A 15,210-nucleotide genomic window follows, 5' to 3' on the forward strand; every position below is an offset into this window, starting at 1 on the left:
CTTGTCGCCATGACCACACCGCTCTTCCATCTCGCCATTCCCGTCGACGATATCGAGGCGGCCCGCAGTTTTTATCGCGACACGCTCGGTTGCCCGCAGGGGCGCGAGGATCCGGGGCACTGGATCGACTTCGATTTCCGCGGCCACCAGCTCGTCGTCCACAAGGCCGAAGGGGCAGGGGTGAAGGCGCGCAGCGCGGTGGACGGCGACGCCGTGCCGGTCCCCCATTTCGGCTTGGTGCTCGGCTGGGAGGAATGGGAGGCGCTGGCCGAGCGGCTGCGCGCCGCGGGCACCGCGTTCGTGATCGAGCCGCATGTCCGCTTTCGGGGCAGGCCCGGCGAGCAGGCGACGATGTTCTTCTACGATCCCGCCGGCAATGCACTGGAATTCAAGGCGTTCCGCGATCTGGGGCAGCTGTTCGCCGTCTAGCGCTGATACTTGTCCGCCTTGCGCTTGCCGAACAGCATGCCGCGCTCCAGCCGCTGGCAGAGCGCGGTGTAATAGGCTTCCAGGAAAGCATGTTCGTCGCCCTCGACGCCGGCCATGCCGAGCCGCTCGCGGATCGTGCGGGCGACGACGATCATCGAATAGTCGTCGTTCCGGCGCAGCACTTCCTCGAGCTTCTGCAGCTCGAACTCGCCATAGATGTTCAGCTGCGCATCGGTGAAGGCGTAGCGCGACTGCTCGGGCGCGACAGTGGTGGCGACACTGTTGCTGAGGCTGCGCCGCGGCATGCGCACCACCCAGGTGCCGGCGATCAGGTCGCCCACGCGCAGCCGGTCGCGGTTGAACAGCGGGAACAGCGCGAAGATGCCGGTCCACAACAGGCCGAACAGCCCGGTGGCGAAATCGGCCATGCCCTGCGCGCTTTGATAGGCGGTGAAGGACAGCGGCAGGAACAGCTCAAGCTCGCGCATCACGTTGCGCGCAATCACCTGGTGCCCGCGCAGTCGCGATCCGTCGCGCGAGACGACGCGCAGCTTCATCAGGCGCTTGCCCGGCGTCGCGGCGCGCGGGCCGAGCTCGAAGATGGCGAAATAGCCGTTCCGCAGCGCGAAGAAGCCGAGGAGCCAGATCACCGCGAGCGCCTGGAGCAGCGTCTTGCCGCTACCGGCGAGCACGAACAGCAGGAAGACAGTGAACAGTACCAGCGTCAGCACGATGATGACGATGTCGAACATCACCGCGCCGGCGCGCTCGCCTATTGAGGCGATGTCGAGCTTCAGGTCCACGCCTTCGGGCGTGACGAAGGTGCGGCGGTTGGCATCCTTGGCGGCGCGCCGGCCGGAAGCGGTGCGAGCCTCAGCCATGGCCACCCTCGCTGCGTATCGGGAACAGGTAGAAATAGGTCAGCCAGGCCACGAGCGCAGCGCCGCCGATCGCGACGCGGATCATGTCGGACTGGACGATCTGGCGGCCGACGCCCTCGAGCAGGCCGGCCACTGCCAGCATCAGCACCACGCCGATCATCGCGAAGGTGGCGGTGCGGCCTGCCCGGGTGGTCGCGGCGGTACGCGAGAGCTTGCCGGGAAAGGCGACTGCCATGCCGATACGCAACCCGGCCGCACCGGCGATGGCGATGGCGAACAGTTCGGTGGTGCCGTGGATCATTAGCCATGCGGTGAGCGGCAGGCCCAGCCCCTTGGAGACGAACACGGCCATGAAGGCCCCCAGAATGCAGCCATTGTAGACCAGCAACAACAGCGTCGGCACGCAGAAGGCGAAACCCAGGGCGAAGCAGAGCAGGGCGATCTGGCTGTTGTGGGTGAACAGATAGGTCGCGAAGGCGCCGAGCATAGTGTTGGTGCCGCCGCCATTGTCGTACAGCGTCTGGCGCAGCTCCGCCGCGCTCGATTGCGGGCCACGGCCACCGGCCAGCCCCTCGGGCACGATCGAATGGTACCAGCTGGGATCGCTGGCGACGAGACAATAGGCCGCGATCGCGCCGAGCAGCGTTACCAGCACCGCGATCAGCGTCTCGCGACCCAGGCTCCGCATCGCAAGTGGCCAGCCTGTGCCGAAAAAGTCGGCGATCCGGCGGCGGAGCGGAGGCTGGACGCCGTAGAGCACGAAATAGGCGCGGGCGCACAGCGCCTCGAGATAGGCGACCAGGTCGGCGTCGAGCGAGGTCTCGCGCGCGACCGAGAGCGAGGAGAGCGCGGCGCGGTAGAGCACCGGCAACTCGAATAGATCCTCGTCCGACAGCGATCCGGCGCGACCGCGCTCGACCTGAAGGACGCGCTGCTCCAGCTCGGCCCAGTCGACCGCGCGGGCCTCGCGGAAGCGTGCGCTGGCGAACTGCGAAGATGCGCCGCCGCTCACAGCAGGTTCCTACGCTTGAAATCGAGATATTGGCGGACGAGCGCCGGGCCGACATCGCGGTGCGGCGCCTCCAGCACGTGGATGCCGGCATGGCGCAGCCGCGCGGTGACGATCCGCCGCTCGCGCAGCATCGATGCGGCGATCACAGCGCGGGAGACGTCGTCGATCGCCACGGGCTCGGCGCCGGCCAGTTCCTCCAACTCGTCATCGGCCAGGATGACGAACAGCACGAGGTGCCCGCGCAGCAGGTTGGTCGCGGCGCGGATCATCAGCTCGGCGCCGGTGGGATCGGTGAATTCGGTGAAGATCACGATCAGCGAGCGCCGCGCGAGGTCGCCCGCCAGCGTGGCGAGGGCGAGCGTGTAGTTGGTTTCCGCCGTGCTGTAATCGAGCTGACCGGCGAGCCGCTGCATCAGCGGGAAGGCGCGCGTGCCGCTGACGGCGCCCGATGCGACGCGCGGCTGGGAATCGAAGCCGAACAGCGCCACCCGGTCGCCGAGCTTGAGCCCGGCATAGGCGCCGAGCAGTGCCGCGGTGATTGCGCGATCGACTCGGGGCAGCCCGTCGATCGGCTCGCACATCACCCGGCCGGTATCGATTGCGAAGACGATCTGGTTGTTACGCTCGATCCGGTTCTCGCGGGCGAGCAGCTTGAGGTGGCGCGCGCTGTGGTTCCAGTCGATCGTGCGGCGCTCCATGCCCGATCGCCATTCGCTCAGCGCCTCGAACTCGCTGCCCTCGCCGCGATCGACGCGCGCCATCTCGCCGACCTGGGCGTCGCGCAGCAGCAGGTGCGCGGATTGGCGCACCGGGCGGATATCGGGGGTGATGACCACGCTGCGGTTCAGCTGCTCGGTGCGCTGGCGCCAGATCAGCCCGAACGGGCCGGTCCAGCGGCTCCACAAAGCCTGCACCGCATCGGTGCCGCGGCGCACGGGCGTGAAGGCGATTGTCGCGTGGTTCTCGCTGCGGGCAAGCCGGATGCGGCCCTCAGCGCGCGGGACGAGCTTGGGTCCGGTAGCCACTGCGAGCTCCAGCCCGGCGACCGGCTTGCTGGTCAGGTGCACGCTCACGATCAGCGGCGCGCCGATCTCGATCGCGCCGGGGCTCTCCACCCGGAATGCGGGCGCGCGGGGCGCCAGCGCCAGGTCGATTGCCGCGAACGCAAGGATCACCGGTATCCAGATCAGGCCCAGGAACCAGATCTGCGGCGCGAGCACGCCGACGAGCAGCGCCGGCGGCGCCCCCGTGGCCATCAGCAGCACGCAGCGGAGCGTGGGTCGGATCACCGCGGTGCCTCGACCTGCTCGATCAGGCCGGCGATGATCGCATCGGCGGTGCGCCCGTCGATCTCGGCGGCGGGGGAGAGGATCACGCGGTGGCGCAGCGCCGCGGGGGCGAGCTTCTTCACATCGTCGGGCAGCACGAAGTCGCGGCCGTCGAGCGCGGCATGGGCACGGGCGGCGGCGGCCAGCGTAGCGGCGGCGCGCGGGCTCGCGCCGGTCTGCAGATCGCCGGTAGCGCGGGTCGCGCGCACGAGGCGGACGACATAGTCCACCACTTCTTCGGCCAGCCGCGCGCCGGCCACCGCATCCGCCGCGGCGCTGATCGTCGCATGATCGGCCACCCGGGCCACGCCCCATTCCTCGGGCTGCGGCATGCCGAAGCGGCTGCCCTGCTCGGCGACGATCTTGCGTTCCTGCTCCAGGCTCGGATAGCCGACCTCGAACTTGAACAGGAAGCGGTCGAGCTGCGCCTCGGGCAGGGGGTAGACGCCTTGGCTCTCGATCGGGTTCTGGGTGGCGACGACCATGAACCGGTCGGACAACTTGTGGTCGATCCCGTCGATCGTGACGGTGCGCTCCTGCATCGCCTGGAGCAAGGCCGCCTGCGTCTTGGGCGGGGTGCGGTTGACCTCGTCCGCGAGCAGCAGCTCGGTGAAGATCGGGCCATGCGTCAGCGTGAACTGGCTCGTCTGGAAGTTGAACAGGTTCGAGCCCAGGATATCGCCCGGCAGCAGATCGGGTGTGAACTGGATGCGGCCGTAATCGAGCCCGGCCGCCCGCGCGAAGCATTGCGCGAGGAAGGTCTTGGCGGTTCCCGGCGGACCTTCGAGCAGGATGTGCCCCGATGCGAACAGCGCGACGAGCATCAGCTCTACCGCCTCGTCCAGTCCCACCACGGCCTTGCCGACTTCGGCGCGGATCGTATCGCCCAGCGCCTTCACTTCATCGATGTTCACGCGTGACGGTCCTTTTCCATTGATAGAGGGCGCGGGCCGCATCGAGCAGCGTGCGCGTGTCCTGGGCATGGCCGGCCCGTTCGGCGATGGCGGTAAAGGGCTCGCCGTCCTTGTCGAGCCGGTCGAGATACCGGTCGAGCGCTTCCGGCGGTAAGTTGCTCGGCGCGCCCGTGGCACCCGCCGCCGCGTCGCGGATCAGCGCGGCATACCGGTCGCCGGTGCGGTGCCGCCGCCGGGCGAGGTGGAGCAGGGCCGCCCCATTCTCCGCGATCGCCCGCTTGCCGAAGGCGACGCCGCGCGCTTCCGGAAGCGGCGGGCCGAAGCGCAGCATCGCGTGCCAGCCGGCGAGCAGTGCGGCGACCAGCAGGCACAGCGTCAGCGGCAGGAACGGCGCTTCGAAGGCGAGCTTGAGCAGGTTCGGGTTCCGCGCGAAGCCGTGGAGGGTCAGGTCGAAGGCAATACCGCGCTGACCGTCGTTGAACCAGTCGAGCACCTGCATCGCCCGCTCGGCGCCGGCGAGCGTCTTGAGCCCCTGATTGTCGAGCAGGTCGGGATCGGCGACGATCAGCGTCGGCTGGCTCTTCATCGTCGCGACGAGCGCGTGGCCATTCGCATCGTCGAGCACCGATTCGAGCTGGTCGCCTGCGATCGTGCGCAATCCGCCGCGCGATTCAGCTATCGTGACCTCGCCGATATTGGCGAGCTGGCGCGTGACGTCGCGGGGGGAAACCTGTCCATAGACGGTCACCCAGGCCGGCTTGTCCCTGCGCGGGAAGGTCAGCCATTTGGGCAGCACGATGATCGTCGGCGTGCCCGATCGACGGACGATCAGCTTGTTCACCGTCGCCGGGTCGGTGCCGGGCTCCAGGGTGATCACCAGCGTGTCCGCCGTATCGAGGTCGCCGTCCCGGCGAACCATCTTCACATTGCCGTGCACCCGGCGCACCAGGTCCGCCGCGCCGGCGAACCCTACCGCCGAGGTGGAGAGCGCATGGTTGCCCGGCCGCTGCGACGGCTGCAGGTCCTCGGCATAGGCAGTGAGCAGCAGGAAGGCGAGGAAGGCGACCGTGCCGAGCACGACCAGCACCAGCACGGTGCGCAGCGCGAAGGGCGCGGAACTGCCGTCGGCGCTCATTTCCAGGCCCCCGGCAGCGCGAACTCGCCATAGGCGGCGCGCGCCTCTTCCCAATCGGCCCGGGCCAGGCTGCGCCCGCCGAACAGGCTGCGTTCCACCGGCGCGGCCATGGCTGCGAAGGCGTGGCGGACCATGCCGGGCATCCAGTCCGCGCCGGCGATCTCGCGGCTGGTGAGCGCGGGCTTCAACAGGCGCGGTCGGTGGCGCTGGATGTCTTCCAGGCTGCGATGGAGCAGCAAATGCGCTGCCTCGGCATAGCGGCCCTGGCCGGCCAGGGCCTCAGCCTCGGCAAGCAGCGCGCGTGCCGCCCGCTCGTTCGGGCGCCAGGCGGCGACGTCGGCTTGCGTCTCGGCCTCGGCGTTACGCGAGGGGAGGGCGCGGATGATCGTGCTGATGATCAGATAGAGGATGATCAGGCCACCCAGCACCACGCAGATCCAGAAGATCGTAGGCGCATAGGGCAGAAGGTGCGAAAGCTGCCTGCCGAGCCAGCGCATGAATTCGCTATGGGCAAGCCAGCGCAACCACTCGGGCACCTCGGGCGGCTTGGCCGCTGCCATGTCGAATTGGATGTCGGCGCGCGCCCGCAGCGCCTCATGCGCCTTCGCGACCGACTGCGCAGTCGATGCCTGAACGGTCACGCCGAATCCCCCACGGTCCAATTGCTACCGGAACAACCGTTCCGAGGAAAGCCGGGCAAGGCTGGACTTTGACACCGTTTTTGTTCAGCTTTTTCGCTCTGCGTCGATGGGACTGACGAAAGAGGGGGGAATATGGCTGAGACTGAATTTGGCGAAGCGCGCTTCGAGATCGGCGGGGTCATCTCGCGTGCCTTCGAGACGATCGGATCGAACCTGGTGCTGTTCTGCGGGCTGGCGCTCGTGCTCGCGGGCGTCCCGCAGATCGTCCTTCAATATTGGCAGCTCTCGGCGCGTGCCGACATGGTTGCCGGCTCGCTCGATTTTGGCGGCGGATCCTTCCTGCTGATGTTCGGCGTTACCTGGCTGGTTTCGGTGGTCACCAGCGCGGTGCTCCAGGCGGCGCTCACGCGCGCCACGGTGTCCAGCCTGTCGGGCGAAACGCCGCAATTCGCAGAGTGCCTGGGCATCGGCTTTCGCCTGCTCGTGCCCATGATCGTGCTCGGTCTGATCGCCGCGATCGGCCTGGCGCTCGGCTTCGCGCTGTTGATCGTGCCGGGCATCGTGCTGTGGCTGGTCTGGGCGGTCGTCACGCCGGCCTATGTGCAGGAGAAGATCGGCATCTTCGAAGCCTTTGGCCGCAGCGCCGAACTCACCCGCGGCGCGCGCTGGCGGATCTTCCTGACGATGCTGATCGTGATCGTCCTGCTCTGGGTGCTCAGCATCCCGGTCGGCTTCCTCACCACGGCGATGGCGCTGACTGGCAGCCTTGCGCTGGTCGCGATCGTGAGCGCGGCGACGAGCGCGCTGGGCAGCATGATCTTCGTGGCGGTGCAGGCGAGCATCTATGTCGAGCTGCGCCAGCTAAAGGAAGGCATTGCGCCTGCCGAACTGGAGGCGATCTTCGCCTGAGGCGCTACCTCCCGCAGCGTAGCGGGAAGGGGCAATGACCCCGAGACAGGCCAGGACCGGCAATCGCCGGTTCTGGCCTTTTCGTTCCTGCGCGGCGCGGCCCGCCGCCCTACCGGATGACATCGTCCCGCGCTCGGGGTTTGTCCCGATAGTGCCTCTCGGGAAAGGGCGCACACTGCGAGCGACAACAGGGACGGAGCTTTCCCATGCAGATGCGCGCTCGGTACGGCTGGGTTCGTCAGGGGCTTTCGGGGGCAGGATGCGCGGCGGCGCTGCTCGTGCTGCCGGGCGCGGCGCACGGCCAGACGCTCGACGACAAATACTGGATCGAGATCTCGGGCTTCTGGCCAGACGTCGATTCGCATGTGCAGGTCGCCAACGTCGCCCATCCCAATATCGCCACCGATATCGACCTGGAATCGGATCTCGACCTGGCGGACCGCAAGGTGGTGCCGGCGGTACAGGCCGGCGTGCGGCTGGGGCGTTTCGTGATTGGCGCCGAATATTACGCGCTGCATCGCTCGGGCAGTCGCTCGATCACCCGCGACATCACTTTCGACGACGTGACCTACCCGGTCGGCGCGACGGTGGGCAGCGAGTTCAATTCGGACATCTACCGGCTGACCATCGGCTATGACATCGTCAAGAAGAAGAACCTGGAACTCGGCCTGGCGCTGGGCGGCCATATCACCAACTTCGAAGTCGCACTGAGCGGGCAGGGGTTGGTTTCCGGCAGCGCGGTGTTCACCACCGAGGCCCGCAAGAAATCGGTGCTCGCGCCGCTGCCGACCGTCGGCGCCAATGGCGCGCTGGGTCTCGCCCCCCGCCTGATGCTCACCGGCCGGGTCGACTGGCTGCAGCTCAAGATCGACGACTATAAGGGCCGGTTGTGGAACGTGCAGGCCGAGCTCAACTACCGTCTGTTCAAGAATGTCGGGATCGGCGTGATGTACCGCTATGTCGATTATCGGCTCGATGCCACCAAGCCGAAATGGACCGGCAGCATGACCTATCGGTTCAACGGGCCGGCGGCGGTGCTGCGCATCGGCTTCAACTGACGCCCGGCGCCTGCGATGAACACGCTGCTGGCCGAATGGCTCTTTCTCTCGCCAGTGTGGGGTATCGGCGTGGTGCTCTTCCTGGGCATGATCCTCGCCGGCGGGCTGGGATATTGGCTGCGGCGCCGGCGCGAGCGGACACACCCGAAGGCGGACAAGGACGACAAGGAACAGGGCGACAGCCAGGAAGGGCTGATCGTCTCGGCGGTGATGGGCCTGCTCGCCCTGCTGGTCGGCTTCACCTTCTCGCTGGCGCTCGACCGGTTCGACAATCGTCGTGCCGCCGTGCTGGAGGAGGCCAATGCGATCGGCACCACCTATCTGCGCACCCAGATGGTCGATGCGCCCTACCGCGTCCAGATCAGCCGGCTGCTAGCGGATTATACCGACAACCGCATCGTGCTTTCGCACGAAAAGGCCGGGAAGCGGGCCGAGGCGCTGATGACCCGCAACGACCAGCTCGTGACGCAGCTCTGGACGGCGACTGTCGCCGCGTGGCCGACGATGAAGGGCCTGGATTTCTCCAGCGCGTATCTCGATTCGATGAACCACATGATCGACATGGACGCGACGCGACGCGCAGCGCGCCGTGCGCATGTGCCGGCCGAGGTGTTCCTGTTGCTGTTCGTCTACCAGTTTGTCGCGGCCGGGGTGCTCGGCTATGTGCTGGTCGGCACGCGGGGGCGGCAAAGCGGTGCCTTCCTGTTCGTGCTGTTCGGATTGTCGCTGCTGCTGGTGATCGACCTCGACAGGCCGGTGGATGGCGGTGTGACCGTGTCCCAGCAACCGATGTTGGACGTGCGCGAGATGATCCGCGCCAATCCCTCCGCTGCATATGATCGCCCACCCGTGCCGGTGCCGCCGATCGGGCCGTGAGTTGATGCGTTTACCCGCCTGCACTCTTGTTGTGCCGTCGATCGGCTGAAATGATCGGGGCACATCGGGGGAGAAGCAGGATGGGGTTTTCGCGTTTAGCCGGCTGGCGATTGCTGGGCCTGTGCCTCGCGCTTCTCCTGATCTGGACGCTACGCCCGATCGGCGTCGATGCTCCTCGGGGAGGCGGGGGCGCATTCGACGCCGAGCGCGCGGTCGCCCGGCTCACAGCCATCCTCGGGGACCAACGGCCGCATCCGGCCGGCACGCCCGCCAATGAGGCAGTGCTCCAGCGGCTGATGCAGCAGGTCCGGGTGCTCGGCTTCACGCCGGAAATCGATGAGCGCTTCCACTGCAACACGGTGCGCGCCGGTGCGGCGATCTGCGCCCGCCCACGCAACCTGCGCTTCTGGGTGACGGCACCCGGGGACGACGCGATCATGCTCGCCGCCCATTACGATTCGGTGCCCGCCGGCCCGGGCGCGGCCGATGACGGCATGGGCGTGGCGGTGGCACTCGAGGTCGCGCACCTGCTCAAGGCGGGCCCGCCCAGGCGGCCGGTGCTGGTGGCGATCACCGATGCCGAGGAAGCCGGGCTGGTCGGCGCCTCCGCCTTCGCCGCCGAAGACCCGCTGGCGAAGCGCGTGGGCGCCGTCGTCAACCTCGAGGCGCGTGGCACCACCGGCCGCGCCAACATGTTCCAGACTAGCACGCCGAATGGCCGCGACGTCGCCGCGCTCGGCGGCGGCGGGCACGTTCCCGCAGCCAACTCGCTGGCGAGCGACCTCTATTCGATCCTGCCCAATGACACCGACCTGACCATGTTGCTGCCGCTCGGCGTAGATGCGGCCAATTTCGCAGTGATCTCGGGGGGCAAGCGCTATCACACGCCGCTCGACAATCTCGCCAATCTCGACCGGCGCACCGTGCAGCACATGGGCGACAGTGCGCTGGCGGCGGTCAAGGGCTTCGCGACCCAGCCGCGCCAGGGCGCCGAGGGGCAGAAGCTGTTCATCGATCTGGACGGCTGGCTGTTCCTGGTGCTCGCCAAGCCGCTGACGCTCGGCCTGATGCTCCTCGGCTTCGGAGCATCGATCCTGGTTTTCGTGCGGGCGCGTTCCGGTGTGTCGATGCGGACTGCGTTCGCGCCTCTGCTGGCGCTGGTCGCGGGCGTTGGGCTGGCGATCGGAGTGACCGCAGTCATCGCCTTGCTCCGATCCGAGGCCGACTATGCGACTGCCTATCCGGCGGCGCTTCGCCTGTTGCAAGGTGCGGCGGGGCTGGCGGGCGCGACACTGGTGCTCCGGCTCTTCAAGGTGCCGAGCGGGCCGCAGCTGGCCGCCGCTGCCTGGGGTTGGTTCGCCGCGATCGTGCTCGGGCTGTTCGCCTTCGTGCCCGGCCTCTCCGTGCTCGCGGTCTGGCCGCTGCTGTTCGTGATCGCCGCTGCGGCAACCAGCTTCGTCCCGCGCCTGCGCGCCGCCATGCCCTGGCTGATGGGGTTGGGCGGGGTGATCTTCGCGCTGCTCGCCCTGCCGGCGGCAGGCGGGTTCGAGGATGGGCTGTTCCCCGAGCACGCCGCGCCGATCGTGCTGCTGCTCGTCTTCCTGCTGCTCTTCCTTGCCGTTTTCCGCGAGCCTGCCCGCTGGCTGGCACCGGCGGCGAACGCCGTGGTGCTCGCCGGCGCCGGCATCGCGGCGCTGGCCGTGCCTGCCTTCAGCGTCACCGAGCCGCGCCATCTGCCGATCGTCTACCGGCAGATCGACGGCAAGCCGAGCTTCTCGATCGCCGATAACGGCCCGCTGCCCCCGGCAATGCGGCAGGTCGCGCACTTTGGCGACACTGCGAGCGCGCCCGGGAACCCCGTCGAATGGGGCAAGTCCTGGCAGGCGCCCGCGCCGGCGATCGCCGAGGATGGCGGCCTGACCATCCTTTCCGACACCACCGATGCCGCGGGCCGCACGATCCGCATCCGCGCGCTCTCGCCGCTGTCCGACCGGCAGGAGTTCTTCGTCCAGAAGGGCGAAGGCGTCCGCTCGATCAGCGTGCAGGGCGCCGCGCAGAAGACCAGCGGCCCGCTGCGCTATATCGGCTGCACCGGCCAGAGCTGCCGCAGCTTCGAGGTCGTGCTGGTGCTCGACCCCAAGGCGCCGGTGCCCGAACTGACCTGGCTGCGCACGCGCTACGGCTTGGGACCGGCGGGGCAGGCGCTAGTGGCGGCACGCCCCGCCACCGCGCAGCCCGTCCATGTCGGCGACCGTCAGGTCCTCCTGCGGACGATCAGCCTCACGCCGCCTGCTGCTGCGCCGGCTGGCGGCCGCTGACCAGCCCGAACAGGTCGCGCGGATCGCTCGGCTCGACGATCAGGTCGAGCCGGCGCAGGTCCTCGCGGCCCGCGATCAGGTCGTGGACATAGGAAAGCGCGGAGAAGTCCTCGATCCCGAAGCCGACCGAGTCGAAGATGGTGATCTCGTCGGCGGTGCTGCGGCCCGGCAGTTCGCCGGTCATCACGCGCCAGATCTCGGTCACCGGGAAGTCAGCCTGCATCTGCTGGATCTCGCCTTCGATGCGGGTCTGCTCGGGATATTCGACGAACACGGAGCCGCGCGACAGGATCGCGGGGGCGAGCTCGGTCTTGCCCGGGCAATCGCCGCCCACTGCGTTGATGTGGATGCCCGCACCGACCATGTTGTCCGAGAGGATCGTCGCCTTCGCCTTGTCGGCCGTGACCGTGGTGACGATGTCCGCGCCGAGCACCGCCTCGGGCGCCGATGCCGCGGCAGTCACCTGGAAGCCGAGCCCGGCCATGTTGGCGCGGAACTTGGCAGTCGCGGCGGGGTCGATGTCCCACACCTGCAGCTTGTCTATGCCCAGCAGTGCGCGGAAACCCAGCGCCTGGAATTCCGACTGGGCGCCCAGGCCGATCAGCGCCATCGTTCGGCTACCGGGCCGCGCGAGATAACGCGCGACCAGCGCCGAGGTAGCGGCGGTGCGCAGTGCGGTGAGCAGGGTCATCTCGCTCAGCAGCACCGGATAGCCGGTATCGACATCCGCCAGCACGCCGAATGCCGCGACGGTCTGCAACCCGAGCTTGGTGTTCTTCGGGTGGCCGTTGACATATTTGAAGCTGAACCGGCTGCGGTCCGCGGCGGGCATCAGCTCGATCACGCCGTCGGGCGAGTGGCTGGCATAGCGCGGCGCCTTGTCGAATTCCTCCCAGCGGCGGAAATCGCTCTCGATCCGCTCGGCGATGCCCTGGATGAACGGCTCGACACCGATCGATGCCACCAGCCTGCAAAGATCCTCCACGCCGACATAGACCGTCATGCTTGCTCACCCTTCCTGTTCGAATTTCAGGGAAGCTAGCTCGGCAACCTGCTAGGAAAAATTGCAGGATTGCGCGGTAGATGGGTAAGTGCTTGGCAAAATGCTGGGCAATGTTAGGCGATTTGCATGATCCTTCTCGACTCGCTCGATCGCCAGCTCATCTCACTGCTCCGCGCCGATGGCCGCGCGCCGATCTCGCGGCTGGCGACTGCGCTAAAAGTATCGCGCGCAACGGTGCAGGCGCGGCTCGACCGGTTGCTGGAATCGGGTGCGATCCTGGGCTTCACGGTGCGCGCGGAAGAGCGCGGGGCAGGCGAGGGCGTCCGCGCGATCACGCTGATCGAAGTCGCTGGCGCCTCGACCAGCGCGGTGATCCGCGCGCTGCGCGGCCTGCCCGAGATCACCGCGCTCCACACCACCAATGGCGCCTGGGACCTGGTCACGGAAGTGCATGCCGCGTCGCTGGTCGATCTCGATCGTATCCTACGCGAGATGCGCACGGTCGAGGGCGTGCTCAACAGCGAGACGAGCATCCTGCTCCGCTCGGTGCAGTAACCTTCAGTCGGCAGGCCGCAGCAGCGCGATCGCCGCGGCCGCGATGATCCCGCCCAGGCCCATCACCAGCGACACGGTTAGCAGTCCATAGCCGCTCGCGAACAACCCGCCCGCGAGCAACGGCCCCAGCGCCGATCCCCCGCGCCCGATGCCGATCACGAACCCGGTGCCGCTCGCGCGCAGCTCGGTAGGGTAGGTGCGGGCGAGCAGCGGGTAGATGCCCACCACACCCGCATTGACGAAGAATGCCGCCACCGCGACGCTCAGCGAGAGGAGGGTCAGGTCGCGGAAGCCCAGCCCGAACACGCCGATCGCCGCCACGCCGATCAGCATCGCCCCGCCGATCAGCGGGCGTATCGGCAGCTTCTGCGTCGCCAGCCCGATCGCGAGCGCGCCGAGCAGGTTGCCGACATTGGCCGCGACCAGCACATGCCCCGCCTGCGACGCGTCGAAGCCCATGTCGACGACGATCTTCGGCACCCATTTCTGGATGTAGTAGAAGAAGGTGATCTGCGCGAAATAGGCGATGGTCAGCAGGATCGTCGTGGCGCGGTAGCCGGGCGAGAACAGCGCGAGGATCGAGGGGTGGGTGCGTTCGGCTTCGGCTGCGGGCAGCGCTTCGATCGGCGCGCGGCGCAGGCGGGCAAGGGTCTTGTTGATCCCGGCCAGCGCGTTCGCGGGGCGGCGGGCCAGCAGCGACTCGATCGATTCCGGCAGCAGGAACCAGGCAAGCGGCAGCGCGACCAGGGTCATCGTCCCGCCGAACAGGAAGACGCTGCGCCAGTCCCCGCTGCCCGCGAGCAGCGAGGATGCGACCAGCCCGCCCAGGATCGCCCCGGTCGAATAGCCGGCAATATTGAGCACGGTGTTCAGCCCCCGGCGGCGGCTGTTCGAGAACTCCGCCACCATCGCGCTGGTCGCCGAGAGCATGCCGCCGATACCGAGCCCGGTGAGCAGCCGGATCGCGGAGAGCATCTCCACGCCGGTCGCGTGCGAGGCGGCGAACATGCCGATGGCCATCACGCACAGGCAGCCCAGGATCGTCGGGCGCCGCCCGATCCGGTCGGCAAGGTTGCCGAGCAGCACCGATCCGGCAGCCATGCCGATCAGCTCCATCGACAGCACGATGCCCAGCGTCGCCTTGTCGACCCCCCATTCCCTGGCGATGCCAGGCGCTGCAAAGCTGATCGCCAGCACGTCGAAGCCGTCGAGCGCGTTCAGCGCGATGCAGGTCGCGACCACCGCGATCTGCGCCAGGCGCATGGGTTCAGCGGCGATCGCCGCGCGGGGATCGTGGGGCATGGCATTCCTCTCGTTCGAAGGCGCACCCGTGCCTGCATGGGCCGGGCATCGTGATTGGTGTGGCGGGATGTATCGTTCCCCTCCCTTGCAGGGAGGGGAGCGGGTTCAGGCGAGCTTCCCGACATGCCGCTGCAGCATCGCGGCCAGTTCCGGCCGCCGCTCGAGGCAGCGCGAGACCGGGCCGACCACCACGATCGACAGTCGCCGGCCACCGACCGGCAGCGGCAGCGCGACGCCCGCCAGGTCCGGCGTGTATTCGGCATTGCTCTGATGCCAGCCGCGCGCCGCCGCCTCGGCCAGATCGGCCTCGATCCGCTCGGGCGACATCGGCGTGGTCGCCGAATAGCTGCTGAAGTCGATCTTGCGGTAGAGCGCCTCGCGCTCCTCCGCCGGCATCTGGGCGAGCAGCGCGCGGCCGGCCGAGCTGGCGTGGATCGGCACCCGGTCGCCCACCTGCGCGAAATAGCGGACCGCGTGGCGCGATTCCTTCACTGCGACGAACATCGCGAAGGTGCCCGCCGGTGCCGAGATCGCGGTGGTCTCGCCGGTTTCCGCCGCCACGTCTGCCAGCAGCCGTTGCACCTGTTGTGGCAGCGGATCGGCCTGCGCCACCTGCTCCGCCAGCTCCAGCCAGCGCGGGCTCGGATAATAGGCGCCGCGGCCCTGGGGCTCGTAGAGATAGCCCAGCGTCGCCAGCGTCCCCAGCAGCTTGAACGTGCTGGAGCGCGGCCAGCCGAGGTCGTCGGCCACTTCCGCCGCACTCGCCGGCCGCCGCCGCTCGGCGAAATATTCCAGGATCTGAAGCGCGTTCGCCGCTTGCCGCACGATCATGATCGACATCGCCCGCTG

General features: G+C 68.3%; 15 protein-coding genes. 6 read left to right on the plus strand and 9 right to left on the minus strand.

Features of this window, described 5'->3' with window-relative positions; translation table 11 throughout:
- Positions 1-9: 9 nt before the first annotated feature.
- Positions 10-429: a VOC family protein gene (locus AC1RPL_RS21345; RefSeq protein WP_493072337.1), complete on the plus strand. Its 420-nt coding sequence runs from the start codon at positions 10-12 to the stop codon at positions 427-429.
- On the opposite strand, the gene AC1RPL_RS21350 is transcribed toward AC1RPL_RS21345, so the two are convergent.
- The 6 genes from AC1RPL_RS21350 to AC1RPL_RS21375 are packed head-to-tail and all read right to left on the minus strand — an operon-like array spanning position 426 to position 6,340.
- Positions 426-1,310, minus strand: coding sequence for an RDD family protein (locus AC1RPL_RS21350; RefSeq protein ID WP_493072339.1), 885 nt, complete (start codon positions 1,308-1,310; stop codon positions 426-428). The genes AC1RPL_RS21345 and AC1RPL_RS21350 overlap by 4 nt on opposite strands.
- A complete protein-coding gene (locus tag AC1RPL_RS21355; RefSeq protein WP_493072341.1) occupies positions 1,303-2,322 on the minus strand; it encodes a stage II sporulation protein M in 1,020 nt (339 codons plus the stop codon). The genes AC1RPL_RS21350 and AC1RPL_RS21355 overlap by 8 nt, the downstream gene beginning before the upstream one ends.
- The gene (locus AC1RPL_RS21360; protein WP_493072343.1) at positions 2,319-3,611 is read right to left on the minus strand and encodes a DUF58 domain-containing protein; all 1,293 of its coding nucleotides are present in this window, start codon (positions 3,609-3,611) and stop codon (positions 2,319-2,321) included. Before AC1RPL_RS21360 ends, AC1RPL_RS21355 begins: the two co-directional genes overlap by 4 nt.
- Positions 3,608-4,564: an AAA family ATPase gene (locus tag AC1RPL_RS21365; RefSeq protein WP_493072345.1), complete on the minus strand. Its 957-nt coding sequence runs from the start codon at positions 4,562-4,564 to the stop codon at positions 3,608-3,610. Before AC1RPL_RS21365 ends, AC1RPL_RS21360 begins: the two co-directional genes overlap by 4 nt.
- Positions 4,551-5,699 (minus strand): hypothetical protein, encoded by a 1,149-nt coding sequence (locus AC1RPL_RS21370; protein WP_493072347.1) that lies wholly within the window; start codon positions 5,697-5,699, stop codon positions 4,551-4,553. The genes AC1RPL_RS21365 and AC1RPL_RS21370 overlap by 14 nt, the downstream gene beginning before the upstream one ends.
- Positions 5,696-6,340, minus strand: a complete 645-nt coding sequence (locus AC1RPL_RS21375; protein ID WP_493072349.1) for a DUF4129 domain-containing protein — start codon at positions 6,338-6,340, stop codon at positions 5,696-5,698. The genes AC1RPL_RS21370 and AC1RPL_RS21375 overlap by 4 nt, the downstream gene beginning before the upstream one ends.
- 132 nt (positions 6,341-6,472) lie before the next feature.
- On the opposite strand from AC1RPL_RS21375, the gene AC1RPL_RS21380 reads away from it, so the two are divergent.
- From AC1RPL_RS21380 to AC1RPL_RS21395, 4 genes are all read left to right on the plus strand, one after another.
- Complete coding sequence (locus AC1RPL_RS21380; protein WP_493072350.1) at positions 6,473-7,249, plus strand: DUF7847 domain-containing protein; 777 nt, start codon at positions 6,473-6,475, stop codon at positions 7,247-7,249.
- Between the two features lie 206 nt (positions 7,250-7,455).
- Positions 7,456-8,307 carry a hypothetical protein gene (locus AC1RPL_RS21385; RefSeq protein ID WP_493072352.1) on the plus strand — a complete coding sequence of 284 codons (852 nt, stop codon included), beginning with the start codon at positions 7,456-7,458 and terminating at the stop codon, positions 8,305-8,307.
- 15 nt (positions 8,308-8,322) lie between these two features.
- Positions 8,323-9,183 carry a bestrophin-like domain gene (locus tag AC1RPL_RS21390; protein ID WP_493072353.1) on the plus strand — a complete coding sequence of 287 codons (861 nt, stop codon included), beginning with the start codon at positions 8,323-8,325 and terminating at the stop codon, positions 9,181-9,183.
- An 80-nt stretch (positions 9,184-9,263) separates the two neighbouring features.
- Complete coding sequence (locus AC1RPL_RS21395) at positions 9,264-11,501, plus strand: M20/M25/M40 family metallo-hydrolase (RefSeq protein WP_493072355.1); 2,238 nt, start codon at positions 9,264-9,266, stop codon at positions 11,499-11,501.
- Here AC1RPL_RS21395 and ocd read toward each other — a convergent pair.
- Complete coding sequence (gene ocd / locus AC1RPL_RS21400) at positions 11,464-12,504, minus strand: ornithine cyclodeaminase (RefSeq protein WP_493072356.1); 1,041 nt, start codon at positions 12,502-12,504, stop codon at positions 11,464-11,466. The two genes, AC1RPL_RS21395 and ocd, sit on opposite strands and share 38 nt — an antisense overlap.
- Positions 12,505-12,630: 126 nt before the next feature.
- On the opposite strand from ocd, the gene AC1RPL_RS21405 reads away from it, so the two are divergent.
- Positions 12,631-13,059, plus strand: coding sequence for an Lrp/AsnC family transcriptional regulator (locus AC1RPL_RS21405; protein ID WP_493072358.1), 429 nt, complete (start codon positions 12,631-12,633; stop codon positions 13,057-13,059).
- Positions 13,060-13,062: 3 nt separating this feature from the next.
- Here AC1RPL_RS21405 and AC1RPL_RS21410 read toward each other — a convergent pair whose 3' ends face one another.
- Both AC1RPL_RS21410 and AC1RPL_RS21415 read right to left on the minus strand, forming a co-directional pair.
- Positions 13,063-14,361, minus strand: coding sequence for an MFS transporter (locus AC1RPL_RS21410; protein ID WP_493072359.1), 1,299 nt, complete (start codon positions 14,359-14,361; stop codon positions 13,063-13,065).
- Between the two features lie 105 nt (positions 14,362-14,466).
- Positions 14,467-15,201, minus strand: a complete 735-nt coding sequence (locus tag AC1RPL_RS21415; RefSeq protein ID WP_493072361.1) for an IclR family transcriptional regulator — start codon at positions 15,199-15,201, stop codon at positions 14,467-14,469.
- Between the last annotated feature and the right edge of the window lie 9 nt (positions 15,202-15,210).

Source organism: Sphingomonas sp. GW821-FHT12D09 (assembly GCF_058807215.1).

Bases quoted from the DNA above. Each gene is read 5' to 3' on its own strand.
- AC1RPL_RS21345 (WP_493072337.1), top strand. From the start codon at position 10: ATGACCACACCGCTCTTCCATCTCGCCATTCCCGTCGACGATATCGAG.
- AC1RPL_RS21350 (WP_493072339.1), bottom strand. From the start codon at position 1,310: ATGGCTGAGGCTCGCACCGCTTCCGGCCGGCGCGCCGCCAAGGATGCC.
- AC1RPL_RS21370 (WP_493072347.1), bottom strand. From the start codon at position 5,699: ATGAGCGCCGACGGCAGTTCCGCGCCCTTCGCGCTGCGCACCGTGCTG.
- AC1RPL_RS21380 (WP_493072350.1), top strand. From the start codon at position 6,473: ATGGCTGAGACTGAATTTGGCGAAGCGCGCTTCGAGATCGGCGGGGTC.
- AC1RPL_RS21385 (WP_493072352.1), top strand. From the start codon at position 7,456: ATGCAGATGCGCGCTCGGTACGGCTGGGTTCGTCAGGGGCTTTCGGGG.
- AC1RPL_RS21390 (WP_493072353.1), top strand. From the start codon at position 8,323: ATGAACACGCTGCTGGCCGAATGGCTCTTTCTCTCGCCAGTGTGGGGT.
- AC1RPL_RS21395 (WP_493072355.1), top strand. From the start codon at position 9,264: ATGGGGTTTTCGCGTTTAGCCGGCTGGCGATTGCTGGGCCTGTGCCTC.
- ocd (WP_493072356.1), bottom strand. From the start codon at position 12,504: ATGACGGTCTATGTCGGCGTGGAGGATCTTTGCAGGCTGGTGGCATCG.
- AC1RPL_RS21405 (WP_493072358.1), top strand. From the start codon at position 12,631: ATGATCCTTCTCGACTCGCTCGATCGCCAGCTCATCTCACTGCTCCGC.
- AC1RPL_RS21410 (WP_493072359.1), bottom strand. From the start codon at position 14,361: ATGCCCCACGATCCCCGCGCGGCGATCGCCGCTGAACCCATGCGCCTG.
- AC1RPL_RS21415 (WP_493072361.1), bottom strand. From the start codon at position 15,201: ATGTCGATCATGATCGTGCGGCAAGCGGCGAACGCGCTTCAGATCCTG.